19 protein-coding genes and 3 pseudogenes are annotated in these 19,978 nt (G+C 70.3%); 13 read left to right on the plus strand and 9 right to left on the minus strand.

Going from position 1 to position 19,978, the window contains the following annotated elements; translation table 11 throughout:
- Window positions 1-145: 145 nt before the first annotated feature.
- The 3 genes from MFF54_RS10865 (at window position 146) to MFF54_RS10875 (ending at window position 4,720) form a co-directional block, all read left to right on the plus strand.
- Window positions 146-2,533, plus strand: coding sequence for a bifunctional diguanylate cyclase/phosphodiesterase (locus MFF54_RS10865; RefSeq protein ID WP_238302753.1), 2,388 nt, complete (start codon window positions 146-148; stop codon window positions 2,531-2,533).
- An 82-nt stretch (window positions 2,534-2,615) separates the two neighbouring features.
- Window positions 2,616-2,978 carry a hypothetical protein gene (locus tag MFF54_RS10870; protein WP_238302754.1) on the plus strand — a complete coding sequence of 121 codons (363 nt, stop codon included), beginning with the start codon at window positions 2,616-2,618 and terminating at the stop codon, window positions 2,976-2,978.
- Complete coding sequence (locus MFF54_RS10875; RefSeq protein WP_238302755.1) at window positions 2,975-4,720, plus strand: methyl-accepting chemotaxis protein; 1,746 nt, start codon at window positions 2,975-2,977, stop codon at window positions 4,718-4,720. The genes MFF54_RS10870 and MFF54_RS10875 overlap by 4 nt, the downstream gene beginning before the upstream one ends.
- Window positions 4,721-4,785: 65 nt before the next feature.
- Here the strand turns inward: MFF54_RS10875 and MFF54_RS10880 are convergent, their stop codons facing one another.
- From MFF54_RS10880 to MFF54_RS10905, 6 genes and pseudogenes are all read right to left on the minus strand, one after another.
- Window positions 4,786-5,862: a patatin-like phospholipase family protein gene (locus tag MFF54_RS10880; RefSeq protein WP_238302756.1), complete on the minus strand. Its 1,077-nt coding sequence runs from the start codon at window positions 5,860-5,862 to the stop codon at window positions 4,786-4,788.
- Window positions 5,863-5,909: 47 nt separating this feature from the next.
- Window positions 5,910-7,088 (minus strand): zinc-dependent alcohol dehydrogenase, encoded by a 1,179-nt coding sequence (locus tag MFF54_RS10885; protein ID WP_012752553.1) that lies wholly within the window; start codon window positions 7,086-7,088, stop codon window positions 5,910-5,912.
- 83 nt (window positions 7,089-7,171) lie between these two features.
- Complete coding sequence (locus MFF54_RS10890) at window positions 7,172-8,173, minus strand: SDR family oxidoreductase (RefSeq protein ID WP_238302757.1); 1,002 nt, start codon at window positions 8,171-8,173, stop codon at window positions 7,172-7,174.
- A 43-nt stretch (window positions 8,174-8,216) separates the two neighbouring features.
- The gene (locus tag MFF54_RS10895) at window positions 8,217-8,891 is read right to left on the minus strand and encodes a DUF1989 domain-containing protein (protein ID WP_238302758.1); all 675 of its coding nucleotides are present in this window, start codon (window positions 8,889-8,891) and stop codon (window positions 8,217-8,219) included.
- Window positions 8,881-9,585: a guanitoxin biosynthesis heme-dependent pre-guanitoxin N-hydroxylase GntA gene (gene gntA / locus MFF54_RS10900; protein WP_238302759.1), complete on the minus strand. Its 705-nt coding sequence runs from the start codon at window positions 9,583-9,585 to the stop codon at window positions 8,881-8,883. Before gntA ends, MFF54_RS10895 begins: the two co-directional genes overlap by 11 nt.
- Window positions 9,586-9,728: 143 nt before the next feature.
- A pseudogene (locus tag MFF54_RS10905) lies at window positions 9,729-10,055 on the minus strand (ATPase domain-containing protein); the annotation flags it as partial.
- A gap of 202 nt (window positions 10,056-10,257) precedes the next feature.
- On the opposite strand from MFF54_RS10905, the pseudogene MFF54_RS10910 reads away from it, so the two are divergent.
- A pseudogene (locus MFF54_RS10910) lies at window positions 10,258-10,446 on the plus strand (manganese catalase family protein); the annotation flags it as partial.
- 86 nt (window positions 10,447-10,532) lie between these two features.
- On the opposite strand, the gene MFF54_RS10915 reads toward MFF54_RS10910, so the two are convergent.
- Window positions 10,533-11,816 (minus strand): OprO/OprP family phosphate-selective porin, encoded by a 1,284-nt coding sequence (locus tag MFF54_RS10915; RefSeq protein WP_238302760.1) that lies wholly within the window; start codon window positions 11,814-11,816, stop codon window positions 10,533-10,535.
- 423 nt (window positions 11,817-12,239) lie between these two features.
- On the opposite strand from MFF54_RS10915, the gene MFF54_RS10920 reads away from it, so the two are divergent.
- The 9 genes from MFF54_RS10920 to MFF54_RS10960 all read left to right on the plus strand — a co-directional run bounded on the left by MFF54_RS10920 (window position 12,240) and on the right by MFF54_RS10960 (window position 17,654).
- Entirely contained in the window at window positions 12,240-12,722 is a 483-nt protein-coding gene (locus MFF54_RS10920; RefSeq protein WP_111473762.1) for an Hsp20 family protein, read from the plus strand.
- Window positions 12,723-12,813: 91 nt separating this feature from the next.
- Window positions 12,814-13,338: an Hsp20/alpha crystallin family protein gene (locus MFF54_RS10925; RefSeq protein WP_238302761.1), complete on the plus strand. Its 525-nt coding sequence runs from the start codon at window positions 12,814-12,816 to the stop codon at window positions 13,336-13,338.
- Window positions 13,339-13,456: 118 nt separating this feature from the next.
- Window positions 13,457-13,861: a hypothetical protein gene (locus MFF54_RS10930; protein WP_111473764.1), complete on the plus strand. Its 405-nt coding sequence runs from the start codon at window positions 13,457-13,459 to the stop codon at window positions 13,859-13,861.
- A 127-nt stretch (window positions 13,862-13,988) separates the two neighbouring features.
- Window positions 13,989-14,222 carry a hypothetical protein gene (locus MFF54_RS10935; protein WP_238302762.1) on the plus strand — a complete coding sequence of 78 codons (234 nt, stop codon included), beginning with the start codon at window positions 13,989-13,991 and terminating at the stop codon, window positions 14,220-14,222.
- A 31-nt stretch (window positions 14,223-14,253) separates the two neighbouring features.
- Window positions 14,254-15,003: an NADH dehydrogenase ubiquinone Fe-S protein 4 gene (locus MFF54_RS10940; RefSeq protein ID WP_238302763.1), complete on the plus strand. Its 750-nt coding sequence runs from the start codon at window positions 14,254-14,256 to the stop codon at window positions 15,001-15,003.
- Window positions 15,004-15,114: 111 nt separating this feature from the next.
- Entirely contained in the window at window positions 15,115-15,342 is a 228-nt protein-coding gene (locus MFF54_RS10945) for an SPW repeat domain-containing protein (protein WP_238302764.1), read from the plus strand.
- Between the two features lie 595 nt (window positions 15,343-15,937).
- Window positions 15,938-16,402 (plus strand): phosphate-starvation-inducible PsiE family protein, encoded by a 465-nt coding sequence (locus MFF54_RS10950; protein ID WP_238302768.1) that lies wholly within the window; start codon window positions 15,938-15,940, stop codon window positions 16,400-16,402.
- A 203-nt stretch (window positions 16,403-16,605) separates the two neighbouring features.
- On the plus strand, window positions 16,606-16,800 hold the full coding sequence (locus tag MFF54_RS10955; protein WP_236961317.1) for a hypothetical protein: 195 nt from the start codon (window positions 16,606-16,608) through the stop codon (window positions 16,798-16,800).
- Window positions 16,797-17,654 (plus strand): HWE histidine kinase domain-containing protein, encoded by an 858-nt coding sequence (locus MFF54_RS10960; RefSeq protein ID WP_238302765.1) that lies wholly within the window; start codon window positions 16,797-16,799, stop codon window positions 17,652-17,654. The genes MFF54_RS10955 and MFF54_RS10960 overlap by 4 nt, the downstream gene beginning before the upstream one ends.
- A gap of 74 nt (window positions 17,655-17,728) precedes the next feature.
- Here the strand turns inward: MFF54_RS10960 and MFF54_RS10965 are convergent, their stop codons facing one another.
- Window positions 17,729-19,264 carry a sensor domain-containing diguanylate cyclase gene (locus MFF54_RS10965; protein WP_238302766.1) on the minus strand — a complete coding sequence of 512 codons (1,536 nt, stop codon included), beginning with the start codon at window positions 19,262-19,264 and terminating at the stop codon, window positions 17,729-17,731.
- Between the two features lie 116 nt (window positions 19,265-19,380).
- Window positions 19,381-19,968: pseudogene (locus MFF54_RS10970) on the minus strand (sensor histidine kinase); the annotation flags it as partial.
- Window positions 19,969-19,978 lie beyond the last annotated feature (10 nt).

Genomic DNA, 19,978 nt, shown 5'->3' on the forward strand with positions numbered 1-19,978 from the left:
GATCAGCAAGAGCAGACTTGCGACCGCGGGCCGCACCAAAGGTTCAAGGCGTTGCCTTTGGATCCTTATTTTGGTTGCGCGCCCTTAAATCGATCTACACGGACGTGGCTCACCATGGGGATTCAAAGGTCCCCAGGGTCGCCCCATGCTTACCGTCGTCGGTTGTCTCGTCGAGGCTCATGATTTCCGGCTTGTCGCCTTGGCGGCTGGCATCTGCGCCCTCTCGGCCTTGACGACGATCTGCCTCGTCAGCCACGCCCGCTGGGCTGCCGGCTGGCCGCAAGCCGGGTGGCTCGCCGTGGCGGCGACGGCCGGCGGCTCTGGCATCTGGGCGACCCATTTCATCGCCATGCTCGCTTTCGTGCCGGGCGTGCCGAGCGGCTACGACGTCGCGCTCACCGGCCTCTCGCTCGTCATTGCCGTCCTGCTGGCCGGCTCCGGCCTCTCGCTGGCCGTCATCGTCGGCGGCCGCGCATCGGCCTGGGCAGGCGGCGCCATCCTCGGGTTCGGCATCGCGGCGATGCACTACACCGGCATGGCCGCCTACGACGTCGCCGGCCACAAGGCGTGGGATCCCGCGACCGTCGGCGTCTCGCTCGCGCTGGGCGGCATCCTCGGCGGCGCCGCCCTAGCGGCCCAGCTCGGCGCCCGCGGCCTCGTTCGCCAGGTGCCGGCGGCGCTCCTGCTGCTGCTTGCCATCTGCAGCCACCACTTCACCGCCATGGGCGCCGTCACCGTTACGCCCGACCCGACACGCGCCGTCTCGGAGGCCGCGATCCCGAACGCCTGGCTCGCGGTGGCCGTGGCCCTTGCGAGCTTCGCCATCCTGCTGCTGGCCGGGGCCGCACTCGCGCTCGATGTGCGCGACCGCCGTCACGCCAAGGTGGAGGCCGACCGCCTGCACAGCCTCGCCAACGCCGCGGTCGAGGGTCTCGTGGTCTGCACCGGCGACGCGATCGTCAGCGCCAACCGCAGCTTCGCCAAGCTGATCGGTCTGCCGTCCGGTGCGCTCGCGGGCACGGCCCTGTCTGCGTACCTGCCGGGCAACGCCGCCCGGCTCGCGCTCGCCGGCCAGCCCGAGCGCCCGGTCGAGGCCGAGCTGCGCCGGGCCGACGGGACGCTCGTGCCGGTCGAGATCATCATGCAGCCGGTCGATCACGCCGGTCGGCCGCACTACGCCGTCGCCGTGCGCGACCTGCGGGCGCGGCGCCAGGCCGAGCGCCAGATCCAGTTCCTCGCCCACCACGACGCCCTCACCGGACTGGCCAACCGGGCCAGCTTCGGCAAGCGGCTCGAACAGGAGATGCGCGCCGTCGACGCTGGCGGGCGCAAGCTCGCGGTGCTCTGCCTCGACCTCGACCGCTTCAAGGAGGTCAACGACTTGTTCGGCCACGCGGCCGGAGACGCCATGCTGGAGAACGTCGCCCGGATCGTCTCGGCCGAGCTCGACGACACCCAGATGATGGCCCGGCTCGGCGGCGACGAGTTCGCCGTGCTGATGCCCTGCGGCGGCCCGTCGGAGGCCGGCCGGCTCGCCGAGCGCATCCTTGAGGCGCTGCGCTCCGGCCGGGCGGATGCGGGCGGCCCGCAGATCGCCACTAGCATCGGCGTCGTCCTCTACCCGGACGACGCGCAGGAGCGCGCGGCCCTCCTGAGCTACGCCGACACGGCCCTCTACCGCGCCAAGTCGGAAGGCCGGGGCACCTACCGTTTCTTCGAGGCGAGGATGGGCGTCGAGGTCCGCGAGCGCCGTCTCCTCGAACACGACCTGCGCCACGCCGTGGCCCGCGGCGAGATGCAGCTCGTCTACCAGCCGCAGACGAACGTCGGCTCGGGCGCCGTCATCGGCTTCGAGGCGCTGCTGCGCTGGAAGCACCCGGAGCGCGGCTACGTTACGCCCGCCCTCTTCATCCCCATCGCCGAGGAGAGCGACGCCATCCTGCAGATCGGGGAGTGGGTGCTGCGCGAGGCCTGCCGGGAGGCAGCGACCTGGTCGAACCCGCTGTCCATCGCCGTCAACGTCTCGGCGGTGCAGATCCACAGCCCGCACTTCGTCGGGCTGGTGCACGAGGTGCTGCTCAAGACCGGGCTGGCGCCCGGCCGCCTTGAGGTCGAGGTGACCGAGACTGCCCTGATCAGCGACCCGAACCGAGCGCTGCTGACCTTGAGGCAGTTGAAGTCGCTGGGGCTGCGCATCGCCATGGACGACTTCGGCACTGGCTACTCGTCGCTCTCGAACCTGCGCTCGTTCCCGTTCGACAAGATCAAGATCGACGGCTCGTTCGTGCGCTCCGTCGACAGCAACGAGCAGACCGCGGCCATCGTGCGCTCGGTGCTTGGCCTGGGGCGCGGCCTCGGCCTGCCGGTGCTGGCGGAAGGCGTCGAGACCGACGCCGAGCTCGGCTTCCTCGCCGCCGAACAGTGCCACGCGGCCCAGGGCTACCTGATGGGCCGCCCGTCGCCCATCGGACAGTTCGCCCAGCACACGCATGGTACGGATCCCGTCATCGCCGATGATCGCAAACGCGCCTGAGCCTGTCGGCGGGGGCTAGCGTCGATCTCGCCCGTATCAGGGTGTCGGGTCGGCTAGGACGGGGGCGGGCATGGAGGGGCGCATGACACGAGACACGTCCACGACACTCCCGCCGCTCCGGGTCGCCGCTTTGGCATGCGCCCTGGTCGCCGGCTGCGGCCTCGCCCCAGTCGCCCTCGCCCTCGCGCCACGCCCCGGCGAACCCATCGCGGTCCTCACCCTCTTCCCCGACGCCCCAATCCCCAAGGCCGTCGCCGCCTCGGGCGCCTCCATCCTCTGGCTCTCCACCGGCGGGCACGTTGCGGTGCTCGACGCCTCCGGGCGCGACGCCGCCGCCGACCTGCGCCGGGCCGGCGCCTTCCTCGTCCTCGCCGCCGGGCCCATGGGCGCCTGCCTCCCGGGCTACCGGCCTCCCCCAATCCTCACCGGATCATCCCCGTCATGACCGACAGCAGCAGCCTCGACCGCCTTCGCCTCGCCTTCCTGCCGGTGATGCTCAGCGCGCTCGGCGTGCTCGCCGTCATCGTCACGGCATTCGCCTGGTGGCGAGACGTCATGCCCGTGCCCGTGACGGTCCTCGCGGTCCTCCTGCCCGGCGCGACCCTCGCCGCCGCCCGCCGGCACGGGGCGGCGGCCATCACGCGCCACCTCTCGTCGGCCTCCTTGATGATGCTGGTCGGCCTGCTGGTGCTGGCCGCCTCGGGCACGCACCTGCAGATCGACCTGCACATGGTCTTCTTCGCCGCCCTCGCGGTCGCCGCCGGCTGGTGCTGCTGGTCATCCATCCTCGTGGCGGCCGGCGTCGTGGCCGTCCACCACCTCGCGTTGAACGTACTCTACCCGGCCGCGGTCTTCCCGAACGGGGCCGAGTACCTGCGTGTCGTGCTGCATGCCGTCGTCCTCGTCACCGAGGCCGCCGCCCTGGTGCTGGCTGCCCGCCAGCTCGCCAAGGCGCTGGCCTCCGCGGAGGCGGCCACCCGGCAGGCCGCCGACAGCGTGCTGGCGCAGCGCCGCGCCGAGGCGGCGGCCGGCCAGGACCGTAACCTGGAGGCCCACCGCCAGCGCCGCCTCGGCGAGGTCGTAGCCGATTTCCGCGACGCCCTCGTCGAGATCGAGCGCACGGTCGAACGCGAGACGGGCGGCATGCGCGAGACCGCGCTCGCCCTCAGCGACGTCGCCGACCATTCGAACCGTCAAGCGGCCGCTTCCGAGGCCACGGCGTCGGCGACGGCGCAGAACGTGCTCTCGGTCTCGGCGGGGGCCGAGGAACTCAGCGCCTCCATCTCCGACATCGCCGGTCAGACGGAGCGGGCGAGCCAGCTCATCGCGCGCATGACCGAGATCGCGCGGAACACGAACGAGGAGGTCGAGCAGCTCGCCGTCGTGGCCGACCGCATCGGCACCGTCATGGGCCTGATCAAGTCGGTGGCCGACCAGACCAACCTCCTGGCGCTCAACGCCACCATCGAGGCGGCGCGCGCCGGCGCCGCCGGCCGCGGCTTTGCGGTGGTGGCATCGGAGGTGAAGGCGCTGTCAGGCCAGACCATGCGGGCGGCCGACGAAATCGTGTCCCAGGTGGAGGCCATCCAGGCCTCGACGCGGCGCACCGTCGGCTCCGTCCACGCGATGGCCTCGGCCACGCAGGAGGTGAACGCCCTGACCACGTCGATTGCCGTGTCGGTCGAACAGCAGCGGGCGGCGACGCAGGAGATCTCCCGCACCGTGGCGCAGGTCGCCCAGGGCAGTTCCGAGGCGCACGCCGGAGCCGTCTCGGTCTCGCAGGCCACCCTGGAGACGCAGCGGCACGCCGACAGCGCCCTGACCGCGTCCGAGTCCCTCAAGGCGGTCGCGGCCGACCTCGCGCGTTCGGTGACCCAGTTCGTGCAGCGGGTCACGACCGACCTAGAGGAGCGCCGCGGCACGGTTCGGGTCGCCGTCGACGAGGCGGCCTTCCTGCACGTGCGGGGGCGGCGGCATTCGGTGCGCCTCGCGGAGGTCTCCTCCCACGGCGCCCGCATCGCGGGCGCCCCGCAACTTGCGCCCGGCGAAGCGGTCGAGTTCGAGACGACCGACGGGGGGCGCACGCCGGCGGCGGTCGCGTGGAGCGAGGGCGGCACGGCGGGGCTCGACGTCCGCGCCGGCTTGCGCCACCCGGCCCTCGAAGGGGGCCTCGGCGTGGCGGCCTGACGGGAGCCCGCGCCTGGCCGGCTCGCCGACCGCCACGAGGTCGGCTACCTTCGGCACCGCCGACGTTACGCCACCGCGGAAGCGGCCCGAGGCTCCGCGGCTTTCCGGGTGCCGAGGCTGTCGGGAAGGGTGAGATACTCGAAGCGGCCGCTCGCACGCTTGTCCGCCCTCAACAACCCCAAGCCACGCACCGCGTCCCTTCCGCCCGCGGCCCAGCGGTCGCGGATGGACGAGGGCGAGAAGTCGAAGCTCTTGGCCGCGAGCTCGTCGGCACCGGCCTGATAGACGAGGTGGAGCAGCGTCACCGCCGGTCCCTCGGGATCGAGCCTCTCGCGCAACTCGTACTCGCGCCTGAGGCCCGCAACCGCCCGGCGCGGGGCGCTGGCGAAGATGAGGTCGTTGGCGCGTTCCAGCACCGCGTCGAGGGAGGCGGGACGCGGCGCCCGCAGGGAGAACAGGTCCGAGGCGATGCAGAGGAGGTCCCGCTCCGGCTCGGTCTCGAAGAGCGGGTCGAGGGGCAGGTTGTTGGTGTAGCCCGCGTCGCACAGGACGCGCCCGTCCACCTCCACGGGCGGGAAGGCGGGCAGGATCGCCGTGCTGGCCAGGATGTGCTCGGACCGGACCTCCTGGCGGGCGGTGTCGAAGTAGACCTCATCGCCAGTCTCGATGTCGACGCAGCCGACCGTCAGGCGGGTGTCGGCCCTGTTCAGCCACTCGAAATCGACGAGGCGCTCCAAGGTCCGGAGAAGCGGCCTGTTGTCAAACAGGGCCACGTCGTTCGGCACCCATGGCAGCGCCGACCATGGGCCGGGCAACCGGTGGCCGAAGATGCTCGGGCGTCCCCAGGCGAGCGCCAGTAGGGCGTGCAGCCCGTTGTAGACCTGGCGCGGCTTGAGCAGCCCGGTTGCGCTCGGGCCCGTGGCCTGGGTCGCCTCGTCCCAGAACATCCGGAGCTTGGCGACCCTGTCCTCGGGGGCGTTGCCCGCGATGATGGCGGCCGTCACCGCGCCGATGGATGCGCCTGCGACCCAATCGGGCCTGAGCCCATGTTCGTGCAGCGCCTCGTAGGTCCCGGCATGGTAGGCGCCGACGGCGTTGCCGCCGGCAAAGACCAGGGCGAGGTCGCGTGTGTCGTCCACCATCGTGCCTTCATGCGTTGAGGCCGTTCGCGGCCGGGACCTGGCCGGCGTCAGCCGTGCGGCTTGAACACCACTTTGGTGCAGTTGTCGGTCTTGTCGCGGAACGCTTCGTAGAGTGCCGGCCCTTCCTCCAGGTTCGTGGAGCGATGGCTGACGATGAAGGAGGGGTCGATCTCGCCCTTCTGGATGCGCTCCAGCAGCGGCTTCATATACCGCACCATGTGGGTCTGACCCGTCTTCAGGGTCAGGCCCTTGTTCATGAGCACGCCGAGGGCGACGGGGCCCACCGGACCGGCAAAGACACCGGGCATCGAGACGTTGCCGCCGGGCCTGCAGGCGAGGATGGCCTGGTTGAGCGCGAAAGGCCGCTCCAGGCTGACGGTGTGCTCCATGATGGCGGAGGAGACCTTCTGGAGCGTGGTGTCGGCCCCGTGGGACTCCATGCCGACCGCCTCGATGACCGAATCGGGCCCGAGGCCGTGGGTCATCTCCATGAGCGTGTCCTGCACGTTCTGGCTCGACAGGTCGATGGTTTCTGCGCCCGCCTCGCGGGCGAGGGCCAGGCGCTCCGGCACGCTGTCGATGGCGATGACGCGCTTGGCACCCAGCAGGTAGCAGCACTTCACCGCCAGCACGCCGACCGGGCCGCAGCCCCAGATGGCGACGGTGTCCTCCGGGCCGATGTCGCAGTGCTCGGCGGCCTGGTAGGCGGTGGGGAAAATGTCGGAGAGGAACAGCACCTGCTCGTCAGTGAGGCCCTCGGGGACGACGATCGGCCCGACGTCGGCGTAGGGCACCCGCAGGTACTCGGCCTGGCCGCCGGCGAAGCCGCCGGTGATGTGGGAGAAGCCGAACAGGCCGGCAAGCGGGTAGCCGTAGGTCTCGGCCTGCAGCTTGCCGTTCGGGTTGGTGCGCTCGCAGCAGCTCCAGTTGCCCCACTTGCACTGGCGGCACTCGCCGCAGCAGATGGTGAAGGGCACCACGATGCGGTCGCCGACCTTGAGCTTGTGGTTGTCCTTGCCGACCTCGATGACCTCGCCCATGGTCTCGTGACCGAGGATGTCGCCGCACTTCATCGTCGGCATGAACCCGCCCATCAGGTGCAGGTCGGAGCCGCAGATCGCGCAGGCGGTCACCTTGATGATGACGTCTCGCCCATGCTCGATCTTCGGGTCCGGCACCGTCTCGCAGGTGATCTTGCCCCGGCTCTGCCACGTGAGTGCTTTCATGGTCGGTCGTCTCCGATCGTCGCGTATCGGATGGGTAAGGAGGTCGGGCGCGGCTTGGTTCCGGCGCGGCGAGGCGCCCAAGATCAGCGATGGCGCGGCCTGGATCGCGTGCCGAGGATCACGGCGGCCGTCGCGGCCAAGCCTGCTGCGAGCACGCCGGCCGTCGCGAGCGGATGCAGGGTCGCCCGGGTGTAGGCGCTGGTGCGCATGACGTAGACCGGCGGGTCCCCGCGGACCGAGCCGGCGTGCCGCGGCGCATGGAGGGCACCCTGCGGATCCCGTGGAGGCTCAGACCGCTTCTGCAGCGCTATGATGGCCGGCGCGAGCTCGTCGTAGGCGCCCGGCGCGAACTCCTTGCCCATCACGAACAGCTTGCCGCCGCCTCCCACGACGATGCCCCGTTGCGGGTGCACGGCGGCGTGCAGGATGGCGTTGGCCACCTCCTCCGGCGGGTAGATCGGCGGCGGCAGCGTCGGCTCGCGGTCCATGTAGTTGCGGGCACGCTGCGGCAGGGGCGTGTCGATGGAGGCGGGCTTCACCAGGGTGACCGAGACCGGCGCGCCCTCCGCGATCAGCTCCATGCGCAGGGTGTCGGTGAAGCCCTTCACCGCGTGCTTGCTCGTGGCGTAGAGGCCCTGAAAGGGGAAGGCGAGGTCGGAGGCGATGCTGCCGACGTTGACGATCGCTCCGCCGCGCCGGCGCAGGTGCTCCGCGGCGACGAGCGAACCGTTCACCGTGCCCCAGAGGTTGGTCCGGATCAGGCGCTCGTGGTCCTCGTGGGCGATCTCGCGCAAGGGACCGTAGACGGTCAGGCCGGCGACGTTGACCCAGGTGTCGAAGCCGCCGAACGTTGCCACGGCCTTGTCGGCGATGGCGAGGACGTCCTCGTGCCGGCCCACGTCGGCCACGACGTAGGCGGCCTTCGGGCCGAGCTCGGCGGCGATGCGGGCGAGCACCTCCGCGCTGCGGGCGGCGAGCACCACCCGGGCGCCGCGCTCCGCGGCCATGCGGGCGGTCGCCAGCCCGATGCCGCTCGACGCGCCGGTGATCACGACGACCTGCTCGCGCAGCGGCTTATGTGCCATGCCCGGTTCGCTCCTTGCCGGCCCCGGGAGGGACCCGGCGAGGCTACGCGCCAGACGCCGAAGCGTTGCGAACGGCGTCGCGTCCGCGCGGGTCGTCACCGTCGCACCCGCTCCGGCTCCCCCGCTCGATCCGGTAGTGGATCGGCTTGAAGCTGCCGTTGTTCGACTGCGGCGCAGAGCACGCGGTCAGGCCGACCACCAGGTCCGCCTCCGCCTCGAAGGTGATGCGGTCGCCGGCCCGGCTGAGAGGGGGCTCCACCGCCAACGCGCCCGTCGCCGCGTCCACCGGCACGTTCATGAAGCAGTTGAACGCCACCGGGATGCGGTCCGGGGCGATGCCGTAAGGAGCCAGCGCCGCCGCGAGGTTGCCGAAGCAGCCGTGGTGCGGGTCAGCGTCGCGGTAGATGATGCGGAAGGTGTCGGCCGAGCAGGGCGTCAGCAGGAAATCGTGGCGCCCGACCGTGTCCTCGACGATGCGCAGCAGCACGTTCGAGCGATTGGAGTAGAGCGGGTCGCCGGTCGTCAGGTAGATGCGGCTCGCGTAGTCCAGCGTTCGGCCCGACGAGATCACCTCGTCGAGGTCGTGGCGGTTGAAGGCCAGGAGGTCCGCCACCTGCTCGCCGCGCGGGTCGATGACGATAAGCCTATCGCCCTTGTCGAGCGTGAAGGCGACGCCCGAGCGCGGCGCGATCTCGTGGGTGCCGGCGTCAGCGCACATCGGCGCCCCCGGTGTTCATGCCGCGTGGCCGGAACGGGCAACGCCACTCCTCGCCGACGACCCGGCCGCTGTATTGCCGCGCCTCGGACGCCTCGCCGTGCCGGGCCAGCATCGGGTTCACGGAGCCGGCGAGCGCCTCGTCCCGCTGTAGGATGGAGGAGCGCAGCTTCTCGTAGCGGCCGGCCGCGCGGAGCTGCTCGAACTGGGCATGCAGGTTGAACACCAAGGCGGGCGAGGAGAACCGGCGTGCCGGGCGGCTGGCATGCGGGTGCAGCCCGACGACGAAGAACGCCTCGCCGGCGAAGCTCAGGGAGAAGTGCGGGCTGTCTGGCTCCTGCGCGACGCGACCATCCCAGGGATGGCCGAGCCAGGCATCCTTGTCGGCGAGCGACTGCACCCGGTCCCAGAGGTGCCGCTCGAAGCCGGCCTCGTCGAGGTCGCCGGGTCCCTCGAAAATGACGGCGAAGCTCTGGAAGAGGTCGGGCCGGCGGCGGTAGCGCGCCGCGAACGCCATCAGCGCCGGGTAGATGCGCATGTCGTCCCAGGCCGAGGTGATGTCGCGGGCGACGAGCACGCGCATCTGGCCCTTGCTCAGGGCCGACTTGGCGCCGACGCAGGGGAAGGCCGCGTCCCGGATGAAGGCGCGGAAGGCTTCGGCCCGGGGGTGGTGGGTGTCGTCACGGGGCAGTTGCATCGGAACTCGGAACGCACGTCTCACGAAGGTCCGCGAAACCGGCACGCGGTTCCGCAGCGTCTGGCAACGGCCTCGCTTGAACCGCGTGCCGCGCGGCCTCCGATGTGTCCTACCTATCCACAGTCAGCAGTCCCTCCCGGTCGGGGGTCAGCGCCTCGATGAAGTTGCGCATCCAGACGGTCGACGACCGCGCAGACGTCGATGCCGTCAAGGGTTCAACCATGGGTCGCGGCCGCCCGGAATCCCTCCGTGGTCTCGGACAGGGTGACGTAAAGGGTAAGCTCGCCACCGGCCGCCCCCTCGCGCAAGAATTGGAGCGCCATCGTGGTCTTGCCGGTGCCGGGCGTGCCAACCTGCAGGTAGAGCCGGCTCGGGGTCAGGCTGCCGCATAGGACCGCGTCGAGGCCGGGTACGCCGGTCGAGATCCGGGATACCCCACCGGTCGGAAGGGGCGTCGCAGGGTTCGTCATCGGCTCGATCCAGGCCCCGTGGCGTGGGACAGATCCCGGCAGGCGGGCACGGTAACGTCAAGCTAAACCCTTGTCAGCGCATGGGACGACGCAGGGGGAGATCCACGCCCCACGCCCGCAACTCGAAGGGACACCGCGCTCCAACCTGGATATCTCGGCCCGACCGCTATCTCCCCAGGCGCGCAAACCCGCGCCGGGAGACGCCGGCGTCTGGTCGAACGACGAGGTGGCGCTGCCGGGCGATCCGCCGGGCAACCTGGAAGTCGTCGACGGGCTCCCCGAAGGCGGCAAGATCCCCGAGCTCGACGGCAATTACGGCGCCTTCGCGCCGAACTACGCGCCTGAGGAGATCTTCGAGATCGCGAGCAAGCTCTACAAGAAGAGCCGCTGACCAGGGTCCCGGGCGGCGTCCTCGCGGATGTCGCCCGGGCTTGGCGAGGCGTGCCCCCTGATGCAGGGCTGGAGTCGAGGGAGGGCTCACCAGTAAAGCTGCATCCGCCCGATGAAGGTGTCCACCGAGAAGGGCGCGCTGCCGAGGGCGTCGGACTGGGCTGCACCCGGGCGCACCCGTCCGTGGATGTAGTCGGCAACGAACCGGAGGTTCGACTCCGGGTACCAGTTCAGGCCGAGGGTCACGTCCCGCTCGGTGCCCCCGCGCAGGCGACGGTCGTCGAGGTCTATGGCGCTGAGGCGGGCAGCGATCTCGAAGACGCCGACGCCGCCGCGAGTGACGCGCCGGTCGTCGCGTACCTTGACGCTCTTGAACGTCGCGTAGGTCGTCCCGCCCTGGGGCGTCAGCGCGTAGGCTCGACCCTCCCCGTTCAGGACGATCGATCCTTCAACATAGCCGCCCTGGAAGCTGAAGCCCGGCAAGCCACCGAACCGCTCGACATCGGCCCGTATGTACTCGGCCTGCACCAGGAACGGCCCGTTGCGGTAGGCGAGCTCGGCTCCCAAGCGCGACACGCTCGCCACGCCCGGAAGGTCCCCGGTATCGACGAAGGGACGTCCGAACAGGAACGCTTCCGCCTGGCTGGAGAAGCTGAAGTCGGCGTCGCCTCGGGAGCGGCTGCGGTAGATCCCGGCGACGCCGAGATGCAGGGTCTCGCGCTCTTCCATGACCGGCGCCCATGTCGCCCGGCCGGCCGCGGCGACGCCATCGCCGGCCACGCCGTTGCTCGCCGCGTTCCCGAACACGCCGGCGACCGCCGTCCAGGCCTGACCGTGATGCCCGACCGCGAAGCCGAAGCGGCGTTCGGGCACGAGGGCGTTGGCGAGCGAGCGCTCGGTGAACAGCGTGTCGTTGTTGCTCTGCAGCCATTCGAGGCTGAACGGCACCTTCATGTTGCCGAGCGTGAGGATGGTGTCCGGAAGGCCTTTCCACGCGACGAAGGCGTCGTTGATGGGCAACATCGCGTCGTTGAAGTCGTACTGGAAGGCGATCACCCAGTCCTTGCCGATGGTCAGCGTCGGCTCGATCCAGGCGCGGCGCACGGCAACGTTGTCTGGGAAAGCGCCCGGCAGGCCGGGAAGGCTCAGTCCCGCGGCGCCGGCGTCGACGTGAAGCCGCCCGCCGATCTGGAGCTTCGCCTCCTCGGGGAAGGTCAGCGTCAGGCCCTTCTCGTCGTAGCGCGGGCGCTCGCCGTAGGGGCCGACCACGCCCTCGACCGCATCGTCGCCGTCCCGCGCACCTGCCGGCGAAGCAACCAGCATGACCACGGAGAGTAGGCAAGCGAAGCGGGCAGGCGTCCGGCGGTTCATCCGTGCAGTTGAGATCCTGCAGGGGAACATGCCAAGCCGGACACCACCGGACATTCAAGATACATTCCGCCTGTGCCGGCTGAGTTACACGGTCGGGCCCTGAACTCGTCCAACGTCGCTCAGAGACGGGACGCGCGCAGCATTCTTGGAGGCTCGTCCCCGATCCCACAGTCTCCTCACCGTCATGAGGGGCGCAAGGCGCTGGTGCGTCCCCGATGGGGCTGCGAAGCTTCGGCCGTCCCGGAAGTCGCACGGCGCCGTGCAATACTCTCTAGGCAGGAAAAAAATTTCTGGCGCGGCCGGAACCAGCGTGCACCCGTGGCGTTACGCGCGTGCGAGGCCCGAAAGGGCTCGCGCTATGGGCGCCGGCCACCCGGTGTCCGGCGTCCCTTGTAGTCACGTTGCTCATCGGAGGATGTGGTTATGAGGACCTACGACGTTGCGCCCCTATTCCGTTCCTCGGTCGGCTTCGACCGGGTCTTCGATCTTCTCACGCAGGCCGAACGCGCTGAAGCATCTGCTGCCTGGCCGCCCTACAACATCGAGAAGGTGGCCGAGGACGAGTATCGCATCACCATGGCGGTCGCCGGCTTCACGCCCGACGAGATCGAACTCACCCAGCATGACACCACGCTCCTCGTCTCGGGCCAGAGGAAGGCCCAGGAGGGCGAGCGGCAGTACCTGCACCGCGGCATTGCAGCCCGCACCTTCCGCCAGACCTTCAACCTGGCCGAGCACGTGAAGGTGACGGGTGCTTCGCTGGAGAACGGTCTGCTCACCGTGGATCTGAAGCGAGAGGTGCCTGAGGCACTCAAGCCCCGTCGGATCGCCATCGGCGGCACGCAGGCCGCCGTCGGGCAGGACAACGCGCCGGCCCAGATCGAGGGCGAGGCCAAGGCCGCCTGAACTGGCCTCTTCGAACAACGACACGAACTCGCGGGCCGGCTGGCCCGCGAGGGCGAGTGCGCGCCATCCGACATGCTGACGGAGATGAGTCATGGCTGTGAGAGATCTGATCCCCTGGGGCCGCAGCACGAACGCTCCCGTGCCGAGCCGGATGCGGGACGAGCCCGCGAGCCCCTTCCTGACGCTTCACCGCGAGATGAACCGCCTGTTCGACGACGTGTTCAGCGGCCTGGGCGGTGGAGCCCTCGGGCCGGCGATGCGTGGCCTTGGCTGGCCGAGCGTCGAGATGGTCGAGACCGAGCAGGGCTTGCGCGTCTCGGCCGAACTGCCGGGCCTGGACGAGAAGGACGTCGAGCTCACGATCGATGACGGGGTCCTGACCCTGTGCGGCGAGAAGCGCGCCGAGACGACCGACAAGGAGCGCGGCTACACGGAGCGCTCCTACGGCCGCTTCGAGCGCAGCCTCGCCCTCCCGTTCGCCGTGGAGGAGGACAAGGCCGAGGCCTCGTTCAGGAACGGGGTTCTCAGCGTGACGCTGCCCCGCTCGGCCAAGGCGCCGGATCGCGGCCGCCGGATCGCGATCAACGGCGGCACGCCGCAGTCGACACCGCACTGATCGGGAGCCTCCCCCATACAAGGCGAGAGAGAAAGGACTGAACGCATGACATGGCGGTCGGCGCGGGCCTGCGGGTCGCGCCGGCTGTCCAACCTTTGCTCAACAGAGGAGGGTTCACATGCAGCAGATCGAGACAACCATCGAACACCTCGGCCCCGTTGCCGCCGCGACGCTCAGAACTTCGGCCGTCGATCCGTTTGAGGCCTTCATCGCGCCTGGCGACGTGTTCCGCCATCCGCGCGAGGTCCTGGCCTATCCCAATCTGTCGACTGCCGAGAAGCGGGCGATCCTCGCCTCATGGGCGTCCGACGTCCGGGCGGTCGAGTCCTGCCCGACCCTGCGCTGCCTGCCCGGCTGCCGCGCCGAGCCGGTGCCGCTCCACGCGATCCTAAGCGCGTTGCAGGCGCTCGACCAAGATACGCCAAATCCGGCGACGGGCGAGGAGCCCGAGCAGCGGTTCCCGCTCGCTTTCCGGTACCGCCGGCTCCGCGACGGAGCGGCTTCACGGGAAGGCCTGAACTGAGACCGGGAGAGACAGGATGGCGACATTCCACCTCAGAGATCGGGCCTGGCGCCCGCCCATGCTGCGGTCCTCGTCGAGAACCGAGCCGCGGCAAGGCGCGAGCATGGCCGTTCTCTGCGACTGGGCGATGTCCACCGCCCTTTGCGTGGGCGTCTCGGCCTTTCTGCCGGCAGCGGTCGTGCCCTGGATTCTGGCCGCGATGCTGAACCTAGCCGGTCTCGTCTGGCTCGGCGTTGCGCTCACGACAGCCGGGCCGCCGTTCAAGCGCGGGCGGTTCACTGCCTGGGACGGGTCGCTGCTCTCCTTTGCCACGAGCTTCGGCGTACAGGCCGCTGCGCGCCTCGGGCTCCTAGGCGCCTGATCAACCCGCCGGATCGAACCTGAAGTTCGTCATGCAGGATCAAGTGATTGGCATCGGTCACAACAATCCGCCCTCGTCGATTCCAGCCGTGCCCTGGCTTACTCGGAGACGAGCCTACATTCGGCGCCGCGGCCGGTCGGTCGAGACGGCAGGCCGTGCGCACGCGGACGAGTGGGTTCTCACGTTCGAGCGCGAAACGCCGCCCGAGATCGATGACCTGATGGGCTGGACAGGCGGCGAAGACACCCTCGCGACGGAGGTTCGGCTGACCTTTGCCACGAGGGCGGAGGCGGTAACTTACGCGGAGCGCCAGGGCCTCGACTTCGTCATCGGCGCGGCCCCCGGGCGGACCGCTTCGGTCACCCTGGTTCCACCGTGGCAGTGGAACAGGCGTCCCGCTCCGCCCCTGGGGCGGCCGATCAGGATTTTGCCTCGGCCGCAGGCCGCGGACTCCCAAGTCGAGAAGTCCCGTGACCAAGGAGGATTGCCCGACCTAGAGCGGGCCCTCGTGAACCCGGCGGCCGTCTTCGCTACGCCGCAGGATGTCCTGGATCATCCGCGGCTGATGCGCGGGTGCAAGCGCGAGCTCCTGCGCCGTTGGGCCTGGGACGAGTACCTCAAGGAGGTGGCGGCCGGCGAGGGCATGGCGGAGGGCGAGCCGTCTCGTCTCGACGAGGTCAAGGCCGCACTCTTGCGCCTGGGCGAGACGTGGCGGCCCAAGCCGTTCGCGCCGGCCGCGGGCGTTCCGCGCACGTACGGGGAGGCTGAGCTCGCTGCCTGAACGTGCGGGCACATCGATCGGAGCCGATGGAGAGGGCAGGCGCCGCCTGGGCCTGCAGGCATGATGGAAGCAGTCGTCGACGACCTTTGCTTCGAGGAAGGAGGGTCAAAAATGGGAAGGGATTGGAAGGAGCAGCGCGCCGCATTCAACCTTCTGAGCGGGCTTCTGGGACTTGTCCTCGCCGCGACACCGTGGCTGCTCGGTGAGGCCATCGACCCGCTGGCGGTCTGGAGCGCGGTGTTCGGGGGCGCCCTGGTGATGCGGCTCGGTTTCTCGGCCGCGCTGGCCTTCCGCGGCTGGAAGGCATGGGGCCAGGCCGTCGGGGGGCCGGGCTCATAATTGCACCCTGGCTTCTCGGGTGGGACGGCCGTTCGGCGATGAGCTGTGCGCACGTCGTCGTTGGGGCTGCGGTCGTCGCGATCGCGGCAACGGGGCTCAGGAGCGGGAGGGCTCACCGGACATCGCCGCATGACAATCCTCCCCGGGCGGCACAGCCATGCTGACCGGTCTTGTCCTCACGAGCATCGCCGCGGGGGGCCTGACCGTCCTATCGGCGCCCCTGGCGTTCCAGGGGCTGCTCGACCTTCGCTACCCGCAGCCTCGCAAGGGTCCCGACCGTAAACCCGTGCCCCCTCCGCTTCCTGGACGCCGACTGCCAGCGAGCGCCTTCCGGAGAAGGCAACGACGCGGGGATCGGCCGAGGGATGAGACAGGCGGCGGGGATCTGAGCCGGGACGATTGCGGCCTGGATGATGGCCCTGGGTGGCAGAGGGCTGTCGATGAAGCGCGACATCCCGCGAGCAAGGGCCTATGAGCGTTGCAGGAACAGGCTGTGGGCGAAGACGTGGATGAACCAGTGACCGGACCGGCCAGGGCAGATCGGAACGAAGGGCCGTCCTTCTTCTCCCGACATGTCTCGGCGGCCGCAGACACGTTGCGCGACACGCGCAAGGCGTGGCCTGGTCTGAGCCTCTACGAGCGCTTCGAGGAGGTGGTCGTCGTGGTGCTCACCGGGCTGATCGGCCTGGTCATCGTCGCGGCGATGATCAACCTCTGCGTCCGCGTGGTGCTGCTTGTGATCTTCGGCCTGCTCGACCCTGCCGAGCACAGCGTGTTCCAGGCCGTGTTCGGCATGATCTTCACGGTGCTGATCGCGCTGGAGTTCAACCACTCGATCCTGAGCGTGCTGCACCGGCAAGAGAGCATCATCCAGCTGCGCACCGTCATCCTAATCGCGCTGCTGGCGCTTGCCCGCAAGTTCATCATCCTGGACGCGAGCAAGACCGAGCCACTGACCATCATCGGGTTGGCCGCCGCCGTCCTGGCCCTTGGGGCTGTGCACTGGCTGGTGCGAGACCAGGACCGTAAGGATACGCGACAGCCGGACGGTCCTGCTTAGGCCTGACAGGGAACGGTCCGGCATGGTCGGCCCCGGGGCGGACGCCAAGGGGCTAAAGGCTTGCAACGCTGGCGCGTTCTTCGTGTCAGCCGCGGCGAAACCGCGAAGCCGAAGGTACCTGGGACGATGCGGCGCAGCCCTGGGCGCCGAGCGTGGCAACCCCGGGACAGGTTGCCGGTTGGACGTCGGGTGCCCGGACGCGCATGCATCGCCAGGCCGGCGACGCGGTGGGGGCGGTCGGACGGGAGGATGGCGTGGCTGGGGAAGACGGGATGGGGCCGGCGGCGGTCGACCTCCCGCTGCTGCGCGCGGCGGTCGAGGCGTCCGGGGAAGCCATCCTCATCACCTCCGCCGACCTCGAAGAACCGGGGCCGCAAATCCTGCCTTCACCCTTATGACCGGCTACGAGGCGGTCGAGGTAGTCGGTCGATCGCCGCGTCTGCTGCAGGGACCGGGCACGGACCGGTCCGTCCTCGATCGCATGCGGGCCGCCCTCGAAGCCGGCGAGCGCTTTCAGGGCGAGGCGCTGAATTACCGCAAGGACGGCTCCACCTACACGGTCGAGTGGCTGATCACGCCCGTCCGAGAGCCGGGCGGGCGCATCACGCATTGGGTCTCGGCGCAGCGCGACGTCACCGAGCGGCGCGCCGGCGAGGACCGGCAGGCGCTGCTGGTGCGCGAGCTGCACCACCGGGTGAAGAACACCCTCGCAACGGTTCAGGCCGTCCTGAACGCGACCATGCGCTCCTCGCTCTCGGTCCCGGAGTTCACCCGCGCCCTATCCGGTCGCATCGGCTCCCTGGCCCGGACGCACGCCCTGATCACCGAGGACCGGGATCAGGCGGCCTCGTTCGAAAGTCTGCTGCGGGCCGAGCTCGGGCCCTACGACGAGCGCGGGCGCCTGATCTTGGAGGGCCCGAGGGTCGTGCTCCCGTCGGAGCTCGCCGTTCCGGTCGGCATGGCCTTGCACGAACTCACCACCAACACCCTGCGGCACGGCGCCCTGGCCGACCCGAACGGCCGGCTTCAAGTGACCTGGTCGGTGGAGGACGGACCGGCGGGCCGCGGCCTTTGCTGGACGTGGTCCGAGCACGACGGGCCACCGGTGGCCCATCCCACGCGCGCAGGCTGCGGGCACCGCCTCCTCAACAAGGTCCTGGCGACACAGACGGGAGCCGAGGTCCAAGTCGACTTCGCGCCCGACGGCCTGCGGGTCTCGGTCCGGATACCGCTACCCGGCCCCGCCGCCTGACGGGTTCCGATGCCCGCCGAGGTCCGTTCCCGCTTGTGGCTGGCCTCAGCAGCCGCGTGGGAGCTAGTCCCGGATCAAGCCTGGACCACGCGCAGGAAAGCTGACCGTTCGGCGACTTGGCCAGCCGCCGTCGCGCGCCGGGTCTGGTTGCGTCCGCCTTCCTTGGCCGCGTAGAGCGCCGCATCCGCCGCGCGGTAGACTGTCTCCGCCTCCACGCCCGCCCCGCCGACGCCGCCCGCGAGGCCGACGCTGACCGTGACCGAGCCCGCGCCGATGGCCGCGGAGGCGACCGCGAGCGTCCCGACCATCGCGTGCACCTTCCCGGCGACACGCTCGGCGCCTTCCACGTCGGTATCGGGCAGCAGGACCGCGAATTCCTCGCCGCCGACCCGTGCCACGAGGTCGTCGGGCCGGTGCACGCTCGCCGACAGGCAGCGGGCGAGCCCCTTGAGCACCGCGTCGCCGACCGCGTGGCCGTACCGGTCGTTGAAGCGCTTGAAGTGGTCGGCGTCGACGATGAGGAGCGACAGCGGCTTGCCCGTGCGCCGTGCGCTGGCCCAAGCCGTCTCGAACACCTCGTCGAAGCGGCGCCGATTTGCCAGGCCCGTAAGGGCATCGGTTTGCGACAAGGTGGCGAGCTCGGCCTGCATCGCGTCCCGGCGCCGCAGCTCGCGTCCGAACGAGAGCGACAGGGTCGCGGTCAGGCCGCACAGCACCAGCACGATCGCGCCGATGACGGCGGCCTTGGCGCGCCAGCCCGCCTCGATGTCGTCGGTGGCGAGGGCGACGTTAAGCACCAGCGGCAGGTCGCCGACCTGGGTGAAGGCGTAGTGCCGCTCGATCCCGTCCCGGACGGAGGTGCCGACGAAGCTGCCCGAAGGGGCGCTCACGAACCGCCTGAAGGTGGGGGCTCCGGCGATGTTCACGCCGATGTCCGCCTCCTCGTAGGGGTGGCGCATGATGCGCGTGCCGTCGCGCAGGTACAGGTTGATCGCGCCCTCGGGGCCGAGGCCGAGCTGGTCGAAGAGCCGGCTGAAGTAGGCTAGCTTCAGGGTGCCGAGCACCACGCCGCCGAAGGAGCCGTCGGGCTTCGAGATGCGGCGGCTGAACGGGAGCATGCGCTCGCCCGTCAGGCGGGAGACGAGCGGCCGCCCGATGTGGAGGCCGACGTCGGTGCGCTCCGCGTGGACGCGGAAGTAGTCGCGGTCGGCGTAGTTGCCCTTGCGGGGCGGCAGCGCCCCGGCGTCGACCGCGATGTTGCCGCGCTCGTCGATCACGAGCATGACGCCCATGTCCCGGGCCGTCGCCGAACGGTCGAACAGGACGAGCTGGCGCATCGCCGGGCTCACCGCGTCGAGTTCGGAGGCGCGGAGGTTCTCCTGCACGCCCTGCAAGGACAGGTCGAAGATCTCGACGTTGCGGGCGATGTCGCGCTCGATGACCTGCAGCAGGTTCTTCGAGGTCTGCTCCGCTTGGACCCAGGCGTCGCGGCGCAGGTCGAGCAGCATCAGGCCGGACACGACCAGCATGCCGAGGGGCGCCAGGACGCCGAGCGCGATCCAGGTGCGGGCGGAGCGCAGCCGCTTCGCGAGGCGGGGCGGCAGGTCCATCGGCGGGCATTCCCCAGGCGTTCTCGTCGTCGCATGGTTTCTGGCACACGAAGCCTTACGCCGGCATTACGTGTGGGGCGCCGCGGGACGCCGACGTCGATCGTCGCCTTCGACGCCTACGCTTGGCTTGCGACGGCGACCTCGGGCACCGGGGCCTCGACCGTGAACACCACTCCGCCCGGGCGATACGCGATCCGAGCCGTGCCGCCGAGCTCCATCGCCAGTGCCCGCTCGATCATGCGCGAGCCGAAGCCGTTCCGCTCCGGCTTCGCGACGGGTGGGCCGCCGATCTCCTCCCAGCGCAGCCAGAGGTGCGGTGGCTGCCGTCCCTCCACGATCCCCCAGTCGAGGACCACCCGGCCGGAATCGTTCGACAGGGCACCGTACTTCACCGCGTTCGTCGCCAGCTCGTGCAACGCCATCACGAACGCCAGGCTCGCCCGCGGCGACAGCCAGACCTCCGGACCGGCGACGGTGGAGCGCCTGGCGGCGCCGCTCCGGAACGGTTGCAAGGCCCGCTCGACGATCTCGCCCAGCGTCGCCCCTCCCCAATCCCCACGGATCAGGGCGTCGTGGGCCGCCGCCAGGGACGCGAGGCGCGCGTCGAGTGTCTCGCGGGCCTCGTCAAGGCCGCCCGCGTTGCGCAACGTCTGGTGGGCGATGGACTGCATCGTCGCCATCGAGTTCTTGACCCGATGCGTGAGCTAGTCCGCC

Origin of the sequence: Methylobacterium gregans (genome assembly GCF_022179245.1) — a bacterium.
GTDB lineage: Bacteria > Pseudomonadota > Alphaproteobacteria > Rhizobiales > Beijerinckiaceae > Methylobacterium > Methylobacterium gregans.